Origin of the sequence: Acinetobacter sp. XH1741 (genome assembly GCF_041021895.1) — a bacterium.
Taxonomy (GTDB): Bacteria; Pseudomonadota; Gammaproteobacteria; order Pseudomonadales; family Moraxellaceae; genus Acinetobacter.
In genome coordinates, this window is the sequence record NZ_CP157428.1 from 24,694 (window position 1) to 40,784 (window position 16,091).

At 41.9% G+C, this 16,091-nt stretch carries 10 protein-coding genes, 2 tRNA genes, 3 rRNA genes and 1 pseudogene; 2 read left to right on the forward strand and 14 right to left on the reverse strand.

The window, feature by feature from the left end:
• Nucleotides 1-6: 6 nt before the first annotated feature.
• The gene (locus ABLB96_RS00140) at nucleotides 7-936 is read right to left on the reverse strand and encodes an SDR family oxidoreductase (RefSeq protein WP_348898465.1); all 930 of its coding nucleotides are present in this window, start codon (nucleotides 934-936) and stop codon (nucleotides 7-9) included.
• A 20-nt stretch (nucleotides 937-956) separates the two neighbouring features.
• Nucleotides 957-2,762, reverse strand: a complete 1,806-nt coding sequence (locus ABLB96_RS00145; RefSeq protein WP_348898464.1) for an acyclic terpene utilization AtuA family protein — start codon at nucleotides 2,760-2,762, stop codon at nucleotides 957-959.
• Between the two features lie 186 nt (nucleotides 2,763-2,948).
• Between ABLB96_RS00145 and ABLB96_RS00150 the strand changes: the two genes are divergently transcribed.
• Nucleotides 2,949-3,548 carry a TetR/AcrR family transcriptional regulator gene (locus ABLB96_RS00150; protein ID WP_348898463.1) on the forward strand — a complete coding sequence of 200 codons (600 nt, stop codon included), beginning with the start codon at nucleotides 2,949-2,951 and terminating at the stop codon, nucleotides 3,546-3,548.
• A gap of 30 nt (nucleotides 3,549-3,578) precedes the next feature.
• Here ABLB96_RS00150 and ABLB96_RS00155 read toward each other — a convergent pair whose 3' ends face one another.
• From ABLB96_RS00155 to ABLB96_RS00210, 12 genes and pseudogenes are all read right to left on the reverse strand, one after another.
• Entirely contained in the window at nucleotides 3,579-4,742 is a 1,164-nt protein-coding gene (locus ABLB96_RS00155) for an acyl-CoA dehydrogenase family protein (RefSeq protein ID WP_348898462.1), read from the reverse strand.
• Between the two features lie 135 nt (nucleotides 4,743-4,877).
• A complete protein-coding gene (locus tag ABLB96_RS00160) occupies nucleotides 4,878-5,441 on the reverse strand; it encodes a DUF4256 domain-containing protein (RefSeq protein ID WP_348898461.1) in 564 nt (187 codons plus the stop codon).
• 20 nt (nucleotides 5,442-5,461) lie between these two features.
• Entirely contained in the window at nucleotides 5,462-5,812 is a 351-nt protein-coding gene (locus ABLB96_RS00165) for a GFA family protein (RefSeq protein WP_348898460.1), read from the reverse strand.
• 173 nt (nucleotides 5,813-5,985) lie between these two features.
• Nucleotides 5,986-6,390 carry an SRPBCC domain-containing protein gene (locus tag ABLB96_RS00170; protein ID WP_348898459.1) on the reverse strand — a complete coding sequence of 135 codons (405 nt, stop codon included), beginning with the start codon at nucleotides 6,388-6,390 and terminating at the stop codon, nucleotides 5,986-5,988.
• A 323-nt stretch (nucleotides 6,391-6,713) separates the two neighbouring features.
• A 5S ribosomal RNA gene (rrf, locus tag ABLB96_RS00175) occupies nucleotides 6,714-6,828 on the reverse strand.
• 177 nt (nucleotides 6,829-7,005) lie between these two features.
• Nucleotides 7,006-9,897: ribosomal RNA gene (locus ABLB96_RS00180) — 23S ribosomal RNA — on the reverse strand.
• 360 nt (nucleotides 9,898-10,257) lie between these two features.
• Nucleotides 10,258-10,333: transfer RNA gene (locus tag ABLB96_RS00185), tRNA-Ala, on the reverse strand.
• A gap of 56 nt (nucleotides 10,334-10,389) precedes the next feature.
• Nucleotides 10,390-10,466 (reverse strand) — tRNA-Ile (locus ABLB96_RS00190).
• A gap of 59 nt (nucleotides 10,467-10,525) precedes the next feature.
• Nucleotides 10,526-12,063: ribosomal RNA gene (locus tag ABLB96_RS00195) — 16S ribosomal RNA — on the reverse strand.
• Together the 16S, 23S and 5S rRNA genes with 2 tRNA genes alongside form the textbook arrangement of a ribosomal RNA operon.
• 410 nt (nucleotides 12,064-12,473) lie before the next feature.
• A pseudogene (locus tag ABLB96_RS00200) lies at nucleotides 12,474-13,593 on the reverse strand (DUF6670 family protein).
• Nucleotides 13,594-13,610: 17 nt separating this feature from the next.
• Nucleotides 13,611-14,444 carry a CDP-diacylglycerol--serine O-phosphatidyltransferase gene (gene pssA, locus ABLB96_RS00205; RefSeq protein WP_348898383.1) on the reverse strand — a complete coding sequence of 278 codons (834 nt, stop codon included), beginning with the start codon at nucleotides 14,442-14,444 and terminating at the stop codon, nucleotides 13,611-13,613.
• Nucleotides 14,445-14,485: 41 nt separating this feature from the next.
• Nucleotides 14,486-15,343 (reverse strand): 23S rRNA (adenine(2030)-N(6))-methyltransferase RlmJ, encoded by an 858-nt coding sequence (locus tag ABLB96_RS00210; protein ID WP_348898384.1) that lies wholly within the window; start codon nucleotides 15,341-15,343, stop codon nucleotides 14,486-14,488.
• A gap of 117 nt (nucleotides 15,344-15,460) precedes the next feature.
• On the opposite strand from ABLB96_RS00210, the gene ABLB96_RS00215 reads away from it, so the two are divergent.
• Nucleotides 15,461-16,066, forward strand: a complete 606-nt coding sequence (locus ABLB96_RS00215; protein WP_348898385.1) for a 2OG-Fe(II) oxygenase — start codon at nucleotides 15,461-15,463, stop codon at nucleotides 16,064-16,066.
• The last annotated feature ends 25 nt before the right edge of the window (nucleotides 16,067-16,091 follow it).

A 16,091-nucleotide genomic window follows, 5' to 3' on the forward strand; every position in this document is an offset into this window, starting at 1 on the left:
TATTCCTCACTCCAAGCCTAGCTTGTCGTCTTGCAGCTGGGCAGAGCATTGCTCTGCTTTTCCAGCTTCATCTTTTTTAAAAATTTCAGGGATAAAAGCACGATGGAAACCATTATAAGATTGACTATTTGTCGCCTCACTTAAAGGATACATACGCGTGCCTTGTGATGCAGCGCCATCAATACGTAACGTCACACCTGACACAAAAGCCGCTGCATCGGACAGTAAATAACAAATTGCCGATGAAACTTCTGACTCAGTTCCCATACGTTTTAAAGGTACATTGCCAGCAAGACTTGGAATAATCACTTTAGCAAAATCACCGCTATAATTATCCATACCAGATGACACAATCCATCCTGGTGCTACCGCATTTACACGAACACCAGATTTGCCCCATTCAACCGATGCTGTTTTAGTTAAGTTATCGACCCCTGAACGTGCCGCCCCTGAATGTCCCATTCCTGGCATGCCTCCCCATATATCGGCAGTCATATTGACAATACTACCGCCGTGTTTTGCCATCCATTGGTTATAGGCTTCACGCATCAAGTAAAAAGTTGCATGCAAGTTATTACGTACGACCGCATCAAAACCATTCGCGGAGATATTTTCTAAAGCTGACGGGAACTGGCCACCCGCATTATTTACCAGCCCATCTAGCCTGCCGAATTTTTCAATTACTTCGGCAATCATATTTTTCACTTGTTCTTCTTCACGGTTATCACACACAATGAAATGAACCAAACCACCATCTTCTATAATTTCATGGCTCACCTTTTCCAATTTTTCAATTTTGCGTCCCGTAATAACGACTTGAGCACCAAGGGCAGCAAGCTCATGTGCAGTACAACGACCAATTCCTGAGCCGCCACCCGTCACAATAATGACTTTATTAGCAAAAGCATCTGGTCTAAAAATTGATTGATAACTCATCTTTGTTTCATCCATTCATTTTATTTTTCTAAAAAGTGTGCCGGAACTTTGACAGGCATATCCAATAGTTGCTGTGCAAAGGCTTTACCTTGTGGGTCAATACGTAAACTTGCAACACCACCACCGCCCAAAGCATTTTCCAACATAAAATTCAGTGCATTTAAACCCGGTAACTCATAACGAATTACACGTCCTTTCTCAACATCCAAAACATGTTGCATATAGCTTGCAATAGCCTGTTCAGTCAGTGCTGCACGAATCCAAGGTAAATATTCTGCTTTACGCGCAATAACCCCAATATTGCTATGATTGCCTTTATCACCACTGCGGGCATGCGCAATTTCAATCAGAGGAACCTCTATTTCATTCCCTTGATAAACCGCACTTTCACCCGCTGCTACAGTATTAAATTGCTCTGTAGAAGTGTTCCGAGGAATCTCAACCGGATAGCGACGCCCTTCAAAATCGATTTCGACATTAACCTGATCTTTATCAATTAAAAATGAAAATAACTTAATGACTGGCGATGCTTTTGGTCGACCTCCAACAATTCCTGCTAGGGCTGGAGCCATGCCTGTTGAAGCCTGTGCAATTTCAGATGCAAAGAACATACATGCTTCTTTAAACATGTGTTTTACAGCGATTTTGACCACAACTTCACGACTATTTAATGTTTGGGCATGTGCTCCATAGGTACTTTCGAGACCTAAGATTTCAACCGACTTTTCACTAAATGGCGGCACCGAACGCATTGCTAAAACACGTTCGCATTTCGTCAAAATCGCATCAGCAATCACTTGTGCTTTTTGTGGTGCCTCACGTCCTGCTATAAGAAAACTGACTAAAACGCGATAGCCATCTGGATAAGTCGCACTAACTTTATATTGAGTTGTCGGTGCTTGTCCTTTGGCACCCGTCACACGAACTCGATGTTTTCCGACTTGCTCCAAATGTACCTGACTAAAATCCGCAATCACATCGGGTAATAAATATGCTTGAGGATTACCAATTTCATAAACGATTTGTTCAGCAACCGTGGCGGTAGAAACCAGACCACCTGTTCCCTGTGGTTTGGTCACAACGAATGAACTATCTTCACTCACTTCAACCACGGGGAAGCCCATATTGTCGAAACCCTGAACCAAGCGCCAATCAGTAAAATTACCACCCGTACATTGAGCTCCACATTCAATCACATGCCCAGCCAAGGAACCTTGTGCCAATTTGTCATAGTCATCTAAAGACCATTGATATTCATGAAGTAAAGGGGCAAGCACTACTGCCGAATCTACGACTCGACCCGTAATCACAATATCTGCACCTAAGTCTAAAGCGTCACGAATTGCGACAGCTCCTAAATAAGCATTACTACTCGCCACCTGTTCTGGCAAAGCTTCCCCGCTAAACATTTCTTGAATATTTTGCTGCTTGAGTTGCTCATGTTGCGCTAAAAGATCATCACCTAAAACCACCGCAACTTTCAGATCTAGACCATATTCTTTAATTATCTTTTGCAAGGCATCCCGACAAGCCAATGGATTAACTCCACCCGCATTACTAATTACCTTAATCTTTTTTTCTGCAATTTTTTTAAGTAGAGGCGCCATCACCCGACTGACAAAATCCAAAGCATAGCCATGCTTTGGTTCCATCATCTTCGCTTTTGCCATAATCGACATAGTGATTTCTGACAAATAATCAAAAACCAAATAATTAATATCAGCTAAATGTACTAATTGGAAAGCAGCAGTATTAGTATCTCCCCAAAAACCTGAGGCACAACCTATTTTTACGACACGCTTATCATCCTGCTGATCACTTGCCATTTTATTTCTCATTATTTTGTTTAAAAATTACACTCAACATTACCAAGCAAGCGCTTGGTTTGTAAAGAGCAAAATGTTATTGTGAAATTGACTAAAACTGCCAAATTTAACAACCTAGTGAAAACAGAATGAAATTTGGCAATTTTTTTCCGTTAAGTATTTTTATATAAAGGATTTAGCTTTCGTATGATTGCGACTTCAATTGAACAGATTCCAACTATCTCTTGTTTTGATGACAGTCCTCGTGGCCGTTTACTACAAGGCGCGGCATACTTATTTCATAAACAAGGTTATGACAAAACCACTGTTCGTGAACTGGCTCAATTTATTGGAATTCAATCGGGAAGCTTATTCCATCACTTCAAAAGTAAAGATGACATCCTCGCTAACGTGATGGAGCAAACTATCATTTACAATCTTGCTCGTTTAAAAGATGCAGCGCAGCAATCTACTCATCCAGAACAACAATTACGTGCTCTCATTAAAACCGAACTTATCTCAATTACCGGCGACACCGGTGCGGCAATGGCTGTTTTGGTATACGAATGGTTTGCTCTTTCAAAAGAAAAACAAGATTATCTTTTGAAAATGCGCAATGAATACGAGCAAATCTGGCTGGATGTGATTGAAAAGTTACGTACTCAGGGCAAAATAAAGCATGATGCTTTTATTTGGCGACGATTAGTCGGTGGTGCGATTTCTTGGACCGTAACTTGGTATAAATCTGAAGGCAAAGTCAAAATTGATGAATTAACTGAAATGGTTTGGGAAATGGCGCTGAAGTAAAAAGGTGGCCCAACAACCACCTTTGTTAAATTAATAACCCAACTGTTTACTAATCAAATCTTTCATAATTTCTTCAGCACCACCACCAATCATATTGACCTTCACTTCACGGTAAATACGTTCAGATTTGGTTCCGCGCATAAATCCCATACCGCCCAGCATTTGAACAGCTGCATCGGCACAAAACTGCATGGTTCGAGTAGCCACATTTTTAAGCATTGAGATTTGCGCCACTAGCTCAGGCCCCTGTAATTTTGGTTGAGTCATTTTCCATGCAGTTTCTTCAAGTAGTGCTCGTGTTGAGGTTAATTGCGTTGCCATATCTACCAATTTATGACGAACCACTTGATGATCTATTAATCGCTTACCAAAAGTTTTACGTTGTTGTGCCCAGTCTAACGCTTCTTCGTAACAGACTAACGCATATCCATAAGCGACTACTCCCAAGAAGAACCGCTCCATATTAAAGTTATTCATAATGACTTTAAAACCAACATTTTCTTTACCAAGAAGATTTGATGCAGGAACTCGTACTTGGTCAAAATGTAAATGAGCAGTATCCGATGCCCACCAGCCCATTTTCTTTAAAGGTGTTTTAGTAATACCTTCGCTGTGTGCATCAATCAACAACATTGAAATGCCTTCAGCACCAGTTTTAGTAGGATCGGTACGCACCGCAACCGTATAGTAATCTGCACGAATACCTGACGTGATAAATGTCTTCTCACCAGAAACGATATAATAATTACCTTCGCGAACGGCTTTAGTTTGTAATGCAGCAACATCTGAACCACCACCTGGTTCTGTAATTGCTAAAGCAGAAATTTTTTCACCCGAAATAATACTTGGGAGAACTCTAGCTTTTAATTCTTCACTTCCAAAGTGCTGAATAGGTGGTGCGCCAATCGTATGTACCATAAGAGAGATATGTACCCCACCTGAACCGGCACGAGCCATTTCTATACCAGCAAGCAGTGAATAAAATGGATCGGCATCTGGAATACCACCATATTCCTCCGAAAAACCTAATCCCAACAACCCAATCTCAGCAGCTTTTTTATAAAGTTCTCGTGGAAATGTCTCTGCCTCATCCCACTCATTAACGAAAGGTGCCATTTCTTTTTGTACAAATCGACGGACATTATCAGCAAAAGCAAAGTGTTGTTCATTATAGTAAATCGGATTGAGTTGCATTTTTGAGATATCCTGATGTTTTTATTTAATTCCAGAGCATATCTTGTCATGTTTCCGCTCTACCAAAAGTTGCAAGAAGCTCCAACTTTTTGGCAAAAAGCATCAAACAGAATTATTTTAAATTGGGTACAAAACCTATACTCTCAAACAACCACGAAATCCACGAGCTGCATAATACGATTGCGCTCCATTATGATAGACAAAAACACGACCATAGCGACGGTCTGCAAAAAGCGCTCCACCCAATTGACGAATTTCATCTGGAGTTGCAAGCCAACTTGATGTTTTAAGATCAAATTCTTCAATTTGTTGTAAAAAATGGTACTGTTCCTCGGTCAAAAGTTCGATTCCCATTTCTTTAGCTATATCTATCGTATTATTTTTAGGTGGATGATCTTTTCTAGATTCTAAAGCTTCGCGATCATAACAGAGACTTCGACGCCCCGTAGGAGTCTCAGAGCAGCAATCCACAAACAAATATTCATCTTTGATTTGATCATAAACAATTACATCGGGCTCTCCTCCCGTATTCTCCATTTCTTGCAATGACCATAATTTTTCAGGAAGCTTAATGAGTTTAGCTTGCACATGACTCCAACTTATTTCTTTATGACGGTGTGAATTCTCTTCAAATCTATCTTTTAATAACTCCATGAAAGCTTCTATCTGCTTTGGAGTTAATTGCTTTTTAGTTGCCATTAAATAAATCCTTATATTTATTAAACTGACCGCCCATCAAAATAATTTATTTTTATACTCTCTAAATCTATACCATCTATACAGCGAATATTAATAGCAAAAATAGAATTACCTTCAGCATCTACGCCTTGAGCATAGGGATGAATACCACATTTTTTACAAAAGTGATGGTTAATCACATGTTTATTAAAATTATAAGTCTCTAAAATATCAGGTTTTTCTAAAGTAACCTTGACTTGCTGGCTCGGTAAGAACCAAAGCAAAGATCCTTTCTTTTGGCAGATAGAACAATTACAAGATAAAGCTTCTGATAATTCACCTTCTATAGCAAACTTCACCTGTCCACAGTGACAACTTCCTTTATATTCCATATCTTTTTCCCACTTTCTAATTTTTTATAGTTTTATAATATTCTTTTGATAGATCAATTTTCAATCTTCTTATAGATTTTAATGTTTTCACCCTTCTCCAATCTAATTAATTAAACCTCTAGTAGATCATCTAAACACTGCAAGGTGAAAAGAGAAATCCTCATTCCCCTTACTTATTTATTATAAGAAATTACAGACTCAATTCGATTTAAGATTTGCGGCCAACCTTTTCCCATCCCAATAAAAGCCTGTTGCCCAACTGAAGAATCCATATTAAAACCCGAATGATTAAGCTGCAAAAGTGTACCATTTTCTTGAGGGGTTAATTGCCATCTAATGGTGGTATCAAGTACTCCAATAGCAAATACATACTCAAATAAAAGTTCTTTCTCAACTAATGTAACCAAACAAAGCTGCTGACCAAAACTGCCCATATCTAGAGTAAATTGATGGCCAATATTAGGTTGAATATTCCCCTTAATCCACCATTGCTGGAGAAGTTCAGGAGATGTTATAGCTTCCCAAACTTTTTGAGGAGATTGATTGATAAATTGTGAAACTTCAATAGACTCTAACATTTTTTTATTTTAGACCCGTCTATAATTAATTGGTTTTATTATGCTGCATAAAATAATTAGCAATATAAGGGATTATGTAAAATCATATCTACCTTTATTAAGCTGGATCATTAGTGAAGAATTATCATTAAATGACATTTTAGAAAAACCTTTTTATCACCCGACTCTTGAAGAGGGCCTGCGCACGGCTCTAAAACATGCACGTAGACAGTTAAAATAATACCTTTAGAAGGATTTTCTTAATTTTAAAGTGAGCTCTTATTTATTTTCTGCACATAAAAAAACACCCCAATCTCTTTTGAGATTGGGGTGTTTGAATAATGAGCTGGCGATGACTTACTCTCACATGGGTAACCCCACACTACCATCAGCGCTAAGAGGTTTCACTTCTGAGTTCGGGAAGGGATCAGGTGGTTCACTCTTGCTATGGTCGCCAGCACAACTGTTATGGATACTTGCCTTGGTCTTATTGTCTGCCAATGCGTTTTCCAAATCTTTACAGATGGGCTGATTGAATCTGAACTTGTTCATTTTAACTAGTGGAATAACTAAATCAAGTTACTTAGTATGATAATGAATCGATTGATGCTTTATATACAACTGCTTGGGTGTTGTATAGTCAAGCCTCACGAGCAATTAGTATTGGTCAGCTTCACATATCGCTATGCTTCCACATCCAACCTATCAACGTCCTAGTCTCGAACGGCTCTTTAGAGGACATAAAGTCCTAGGGAAATCTTATCTTGAGGTAGGCTTCCCGCTTAGATGCTTTCAGCGGTTATCCCTTCCGAACATAGCTACCCGGCGATGCGACTGGCGTCACAACCGGTACACCAGAGGTTCGTCCACTCTGGTCCTCTCGTACTAGGAGCAGATCCTCTCAAATTTCCAGCGCCCACGGTAGATAGGGACCGAACTGTCTCACGACGTTCTAAACCCAGCTCGCGTACCTCTTTAAATGGCGAACAGCCATACCCTTGGGACCTGCTTCAGCCCCAGGATGAGATGAGCCGACATCGAGGTGCCAAACACCGCCGTCGATATGAACTCTTGGGCGGTATCAGCCTGTTATCCCCAGAGTACCTTTTATCCGTTGAGCGATGGCCCTTCCATACAGAACCACCGGATCACTAAGACCTACTTTCGTACCTGCTCGACTTGTGGGTCTCGCAGTTAAGCGCGCTTTTGCCTTTATACTCTACGCGTGATTTCCGACCACGCTGAGCGCACCTTCGTACTCCTCCGTTACTCTTTAGGAGGAGACCGCCCCAGTCAAACTACCCACCAGACACGGTCCTCGTCCCGGATAACGGGACAGAGTTAGAACCTCAACATTACCAGGGTGGTATTTCAAGGACGGCTCCATTGGAACTAGCGTTCCAACTTCAAAGCCTCCCACCTATCCTACACAAGTAAGGTCAAAGTTCAGTGTCAAGCTGCAGTAAAGGTTCACGGGGTCTTTCCGTCTAGCCGCGGGTACACTGCATCTTCACAGCGATTTCGATTTCACTGAGCCTCTGCTGGAGACAGCGCCGCCATCATTATGCCATTCGTGCAGGTCGGAACTTACCCGACAAGGAATTTCGCTACCTTAGGACCGTTATAGTTACGGCCGCCGTTTACTGGGGCTTCGATCAAGAGCTTCGCTTACGCTAACCCCATCAATTAACCTTCCAGCACCGGGCAGGCATCACACCCTATACGTCCACTTTCGTGTTTGCAGAGTGCTATGTTTTTAATAAACAGTTGCAGCGGCCTGGTTTCTGCGGCTGTCATCAGCTCAGGAAGCAAGTTCCATCACCAACAACAGCGTACCTTCTCCCGAAGTTACGGTACCATTTTGCCTAGTTCCTTCAGCAGAGTTCTCTCAAGCGCCTTGGTCTACTCGACCTGACCACCTGTGTCGGTTTCGGGTACGATTCCTGTGTAACTGAAGCTTAGAGACTTTTCCTGGAAGCATGGTATCAGCCACTTCACTGTACAAGTACAGCTTGCTATCGGATCTCAGTATAGAGTACCCCGGATTTGCCTAAGATACATACCTACATCCTTCCACCTGGACAACCAACGCCAGGCTGACTTAACCTTCTCCGTCCTCTCATCGCATTACACAGAAGTATTGGAATATTAACCAATTTCCCATCGACTACGCCTTTCGGCCTCGCCTTAGGGGTCGACTCACCCAGCCCCGATTAACGTTGGACTGGAACCCTTGGTCTTTCGGCGAACGGGTTTTTCACCCGTTTTGTCGTTACTCACGTCAGCATTCGCACTTCTGATACCTCCAGCATACTTCTCAATACACCTTCATCGGCTTACAGAACGCTCCCCTACCACTTGACTAATGTCAAATCCGCAGCTTCGGCACATAGTTTTAGCCCCGTTACATCTTCCGCGCAGGCCGACTCGACTAGTGAGCTATTACGCTTTCTTTAAAGGGTGGCTGCTTCTAAGCCAACCTCCTAGCTGTCTATGCCTTCCCACATCGTTTCCCACTTAACTATGATTTTGGGGCCTTAGCTGGCGGTCTGGATTGTTTTCCTCTTGACTACGGACGTTAGCACCCGCAGTCTGTCTCCCGGATAGTACTCATAGGTATTCGGAGTTTGCATCGGTTTGGTAAGTCGGGATGACCCCCTAGCCGAAACAGTGCTCTACCCCCTATGGTATTCGTCCGAGGCGCTACCTAAATAGCTTTCGGGGAGAACCAGCTATCACCAGGCTTGATTAGCCTTTCACCCCTATCCACAAGTCATCCCCTGGCTTTTCAACGACAGTGGGTTCGGTCCTCCAGTTAGTGTTACCCAACCTTCAACCTGCTCATGGATAGATCGCCTGGTTTCGGGTCTATACCCAGCAACTAAACGCCCTATTAAGACTCGATTTCTCTACGGCTCCCCTATACGGTTAACCTCGCTACTGAATATAAGTCGCTGACCCATTATACAAAAGGTACGCAGTCACCGAACAAGTCGGCTCCCACTGCTTGTATGCATGCGGTTTCAGGATCTATTTCACTCCCCTCACAGGGGTTCTTTTCGCCTTTCCCTCACGGTACTGGTTCACTATCGGTCAGTCAGGAGTATTTAGCCTTGGAGGATGGTCCCCCCATATTCAGACAAGGTTTCACGTGCCTCGCCCTACTCGTCATCATTATGTGTGCCCTTTCGTGTACGGGAATATCACCCTCTACGTTCGCACTTCCCAGAGCGTTCCACTAAAACACACATAACTTAATGGGCTGATCCCCGTTCGCTCGCCGCTACTGAGGGAATCTCAATTGATTTCTTTTCCTAAGGGTACTGAGATGTTTCACTTCCCCTCGTTCGCTTTGCAACACTATGTATTCATGTTGCAATACCTACCTTAAAGTAGGTGGGTTCCCCCATTCAGAAATCTCCGGATCAAAGGATATTTGCCGCCTCCCCGGAGCTTTTCGCAGGCTATCACGTCTTTCATCGCCTCTGACTGCCAAGGCATCCACCACATGCACTTAATTACTTGACTATACAACCCCAAACAGTCGTCAACACCTACAAGTGAGTGTTGTCCGTGCGATTCTTCATCGCTACTATCTGTTGTCTGTGTACTTAAACACTGTACAGCTTCAATCTAAATTCATATACCAAAACGCTTGATTCAGTTAATTTGCTAGTTCTCAATTAACTCCAAGATCAGAATTACTTCATCTCTCTTTGTTATTGAGTGAACAATTTATTTCAGACTCAATTTTGCCAATCTGTTAATGAATAAACATGCCTTCGTCAGGTCATGCTTAATACCGTGATACTTAAATCACAGAAGTTAATAAACCAAGATCTCAATCTCTATTTACTAATTTCTGTAATCCGAACTTCTCTTAAGTTCTGGTGGAGACTAGGAGAGTCGAACTCCTGACCTCCTGCGTGCAAAGCAGGCGCTCTACCAACTAAGCTAAGTCCCCAGCTTACATCATCAGTCATGTATCTTTTTATCTATAACTTCAACCAGTCAAAGTCATGGTGGGTCTGACAAGACTTGAACTTGTGACCCCACGCTTATCAAGCGTGTGCTCTAACCAACTGAGCTACAGACCCTCAGATACATCTATGAAGAACAACTTGTTGTGGATTCTTACCAATCGTCAATCTTTCGTTAAGGAGGTGATCCAGCCGCAGGTTCCCCTACGGCTACCTTGTTACGACTTCACCCCAGTCATCGGCCACACCGTGGTAACCGCCCTCTTTGCAGTTAGGCTAGCTACTTCTGGTGCAACAAACTCCCATGGTGTGACGGGCGGTGTGTACAAGGCCCGGGAACGTATTCACCGCGGCATTCTGATCCGCGATTACTAGCGATTCCGACTTCATGGAGTCGAGTTGCAGACTCCAATCCGGACTACGATCGGCTTTTTGAGATTAGCATCACATCGCTGTGTAGCAACCCTTTGTACCGACCATTGTAGCACGTGTGTAGCCCTGGCCGTAAGGGCCATGATGACTTGACGTCGTCCCCGCCTTCCTCCAGTTTGTCACTGGCAGTATCCTTAAAGTTCCCGACATTACTCGCTGGCAAATAAGGAAAAGGGTTGCGCTCGTTGCGGGACTTAACCCAACATCTCACGACACGAGCTGACGACAGCCATGCAGCACCTGTATGTAAGTTCCCGAAGGCACCAATCCATCTCTGGAAAGTTCTTACTATGTCAAGGCCAGGTAAGGTTCTTCGCGTTGCATCGAATTAAACCACATGCTCCACCGCTTGTGCGGGCCCCCGTCAATTCATTTGAGTTTTAGTCTTGCGACCGTACTCCCCAGGCGGTCTACTTATCGCGTTAGCTGCGCCACTAAAGCCTCAAAGGCCCCAACGGCTAGTAGACATCGTTTACGGCATGGACTACCAGGGTATCTAATCCTGTTTGCTCCCCATGCTTTCGCACCTCAGCGTCAGTGTTAGGCCAGATGGCTGCCTTCGCCATCGGTATTCCTCCAGATCTCTACGCATTTCACCGCTACACCTGGAATTCTACCATCCTCTCCCACACTCTAGCTAACCAGTATCGAATGCAATTCCCAAGTTAAGCTCGGGGATTTCACATTTGACTTAATTAGCCGCCTACGCGCGCTTTACGCCCAGTAAATCCGATTAACGCTTGCACCCTCTGTATTACCGCGGCTGCTGGCACAGAGTTAGCCGGTGCTTATTCTGCGAGTAACGTCCACTATCTCTAGGTATTAACTAAAGTAGCCTCCTCCTCGCTTAAAGTGCTTTACAACCATAAGGCCTTCTTCACACACGCGGCATGGCTGGATCAGGGTTCCCCCCATTGTCCAATATTCCCCACTGCTGCCTCCCGTAGGAGTCTGGGCCGTGTCTCAGTCCCAGTGTGGCGGATCATCCTCTCAGACCCGCTACAGATCGTCGCCTTGGTAGGCCTTTACCCCACCAACTAGCTAATCCGACTTAGGCTCATCTATTAGCGCAAGGTCCGAAGATCCCCTGCTTTCTCCCGTAGGACGTATGCGGTATTAGCATCCCTTTCGAGATGTTGTCCCCCACTAATAGGCAGATTCCTAAGCATTACTCACCCGTCCGCCGCTAGGTTAGGTAGCAAGCTACCCTTCCCCGCTCGACTTGCATGTGTTAAGCCTGCCGCCAGCGTTCAATCTGAGCCATGATCAAACTCTTCAGTTAAAATCATTTTGCACCTTATTTAAAGACAAGGTGCCAATTCTGGCTCATCAATTACTGACTTAAATTCGCTCAAATAAACTTCGAGTAATTTAAACCAATCAATCAATGAAAATTATTTCGATTAATCAATCAGTAAAAATCCACACAAGTTGTTCTTCAATTCTCTTAATGATCTTCTTCCTGGTTCGTCACCAGCAAGCTAGGTCGGCTATATTACTCTTAATCTCTTAAAAGTCAACAGGTAATTTCGATATTTTTTAAAACTTATTTTCTAAACCTTCTCATCATCAAATTCATCACTTAACGCAACCAACTCAATCACAAGTAACTGTTTTTCAACAAGTTTCTATCTGCATCACCGCCGATGGATGTGCATTATAGACCATTAATTTCCACTTGCAACCCCTTTTTCACCACCTTTGTATCAAGTGGGCGTTTTTCACCCAAAAATGGTAAAAATATTCATTTTTTATATAAACATGGTTGTAAAAGCAGCAATTTATCGAGAATTTTTTCATTCTGATTCTTTTCTTGCCATCTTAAGGGTCGACAATCGATATATTCACAGTATCCACCTTCCCCTTGAAGACACTGATCATTCAAACTTAACTGATATCGAAAACTTCCTGTATATCCAGCAGCTAATCCAAATTTGTAATCACCACGACTTTCAGCATAAAGTTCAAAAATGACTTTTCCATTTTTTTTACATTGCCAAGAAAACTCTCTAGGTAAATACATTTCCCTTCCGTACGGTGTTTCAACCTTTGGATAAACTCGGTGGATATGAAAGTTGACATCTTCAGTAAAAGTTAAGGGTTCTTTGCCCACTTCTTGAATATCTAAGCGTGAACATAGAATGATATTCCATTGATTTCTTATTTGAGAGAGTGTGACTTGAGTCGTTTCATTAAGATTAATGATTTGATAAGTATAAAAACATAAAGACAAGAACGGTAAATGTAAGGCTCTAGCATGTTTGAACCGGCCCAATCCATTTACTTCATATTTTTGCCCTTTGTATAAGATCTCTCCTTCACACTGACATAAAACAGACCAATAGTCAGATATGCCCCATTGCAATGCAGATGAGTTTGAAATATTTGAAGGAGTTTGGATAATTAAGTCACAACTCGTTTCAGCATCGGTTCGTTGAAGGTGTATTTGGGGGATTTGCCATTCAATAAGATCCGTTTTATCAAATTGGTAGCGACTAGGGTCAAGCTGACACTGTCTTCGAATAGAATATATTTTTAAGTGCTCTACACTGTGCAGGCTATTACTGACAAGTACGGTTGCAGTATCAATTGCAGAAGTAAGTATACTATTTGCGTTATAGCAAAGCGGAATTCTAGGCTGTCCAATCAGACTAATATAATTAAAATAACGAAGTGGAGCAGGTAAGTTTGGAAGGATTAAACCTTGATAAACAACTTTAAAAAAGCCTCTAGAAGGTTGATACACAACTCCCTCATTTGAGGTGAGGCTCAGTTGCTGCAATTGATTTATCTGACTCATCAACTTTGGCATACCGAACCTCATCTAATTTATGTTTTGATAGTCTCGTTATTTTTTTTAGCTAAAAGTGTGGTAACAAAACCTGATAGAGCATAGATGATTGAAACAACCAAAATACCCATTGGGATATTATAAGTGATTGCTGCAAAAATCAGTACTACTGGCAACATAACTACAAAAGGAACACGTTTGCGGTCCATTTGCTTAAATGAATAATATTTAATATTGGAAATCATAAGTAGTCCAACCACTACCATAATTACCGAATTAATGACTTGAATTGCAATATCACGTAAATCGAAAATGAATGGGTAATCACGTGCAACCCATACAAGTGAAATAATGATAATTGCAGCTAGCGGACTTGCGATACCAATAAAATAGCGCTTATCAACCACTCCAATTTGCACATTAAAACGTGCTAAACGAAAAGCTGCACAAGCTGTATAAACAAAACAGCAAGCCAAACCAATACGGCCTAAGTCATGTAGACTCCAGCTATACATTAGCATTGCAGGAGCTACACCAAATGCTAATAGATCTGATAAAGAGTCATATTGTTCACCAAAAGCACTTTGAGCTCCAATGGCTCTGGCAACACGTCCGTCTAGCCCATCAAATAATGCTGCAAGAAAAATGGCATAAATCGCTTGTGTAAATTCGCCATTCATACTTGCAATAATGGAATAGAAACCAGACAACAAAGCGGCTGTCGTGATTAAGTTAGGCCAAAGATAAATGCCTCGACGTTTCACTTTTTGTCCTTCCGGATTATCTTCTTCTTCAACCACTTCGAACGTAATCCCATCAAATGAATGTTCATTATGAGTTAAATCTTGCTCTGGTTTAGGCGCATTTGTCATTATTTTCTATTCCAAACATGTGCATTGATTTAAGTTAACTGTTACTCACCGACCAACCAGCGAACAGCAGCATGTCCACCTGTTTCTTGCATACGTAAATGCGGGAATAACCACTGTAAAGCTTGGTCAGCTTGTTCAGAGAACTGCCAAGGTGGGTTAATGACTAATAAACCACAACCATTCAAACCTACAGGTGTGTCATCTGGCCATACACAAATTTCACAAACGAGTTGACGGCGAATTCCAGTTTTAAACATTTTCTTTTCAAAACGTTCAATCATTGCACGGTCTTTAATTGGATACCAAACTGCAAAAACACCTGTTGGCCATTTCTTATGAGCTTGCTGTAACAGTTCAACTAATTGTGGAAAATCCTTACGTTCTAATTCGTAAGGTGGGTCAATCATAACCAAACCACGCTTCTCTTTTGGCGGGATTACGCCAAGTAAGCCTTCATAGGCATCACGCTCATGCAAACCTGCACGTTTATCATGAATGTTATGGCGTAATTGCTGAAATACATCACGTTGCATTTCAAATATAGTCGCCTTGTCGATTTCACGCATACCCTTTAAAGCGAACCAAGGTGAACCTGGATAGCTTCCCTTACCTTCTTGAGAGCGTAGTTCTTCTACAAGTTTTAGGTATTGCTGGATTGCTTCAGGCGCTTGACGCTTTTCCATTTCAGAAAGCTGTACAAGACGATGAATACCCGTTAGGAATTCTCCTGACTTTTGTGCAGGTGCTTGAGATAGATCATATTTTCCTGCCCCTCCATGCGTATCGATATAACGATAAGGTTTATCTTTAGCATTTAAACGGTTGAGAAGCTGTAGCAAAAGCACATGCTTCATAACATCTGCAAAGTTGCCCGCATGGAAATGGTGACGGTAATTCATGTTGACTTTAATTCCTCAATTCAACAAATAGTTTAACATGAAAAAAATATTCTTTCGTAAGGTTGTGATCATCTAAAATAAGGCTGCTTGATTTTCTTACGATCGATATGAGGTTATATGTGCTCTCAACCGCTTCCTGACTGTTGGAATCTGGACCAGATTCTAGACGATTTAAATACACATGGTTTTTCAATTGTGAACCAAGCATACTCTAGTGAATATCATGCTCAAGTTGCCAAAGAGTGTAATCATCATGTTGATGAGTTTCGAGAAGCTGGTATCCAAAATGGTGTTGTGAGTACTATTCGAAGCGACCATATTTTATGGATTAATGAATCACTTCCCACTGCACAACAACATGTAGAAACCCTAACTTCATTTTGCCAACATCTAAATCAAGCTTTCTTTTTAGGAATTAAAGAGGTTGAAGCACATTTTGCTTGTTATAACGCAGGTGAGTTTTACGCATTGCACAGAGATAATCCTCAGCAAAAAAATGATCGTATTATGTCTACTGTTTATTATTTACATCCTGAATGGCAAGATGATTGGGGTGGGCAACTACGTTTACAGGATAAGAATGATATCTGGCATATTATTACGCCTGAACCTAATCGCTTAGTGATATTCCAAAGTAATTTGCTTCATGAAGTTTTAGTTTCTAAACAGCAACGACTTTCAATTACGGCATGGCTTCGTAGTGGAAACTCGATTTGGGTTTAGACGAACACTCTTTAAATTTTTTAAA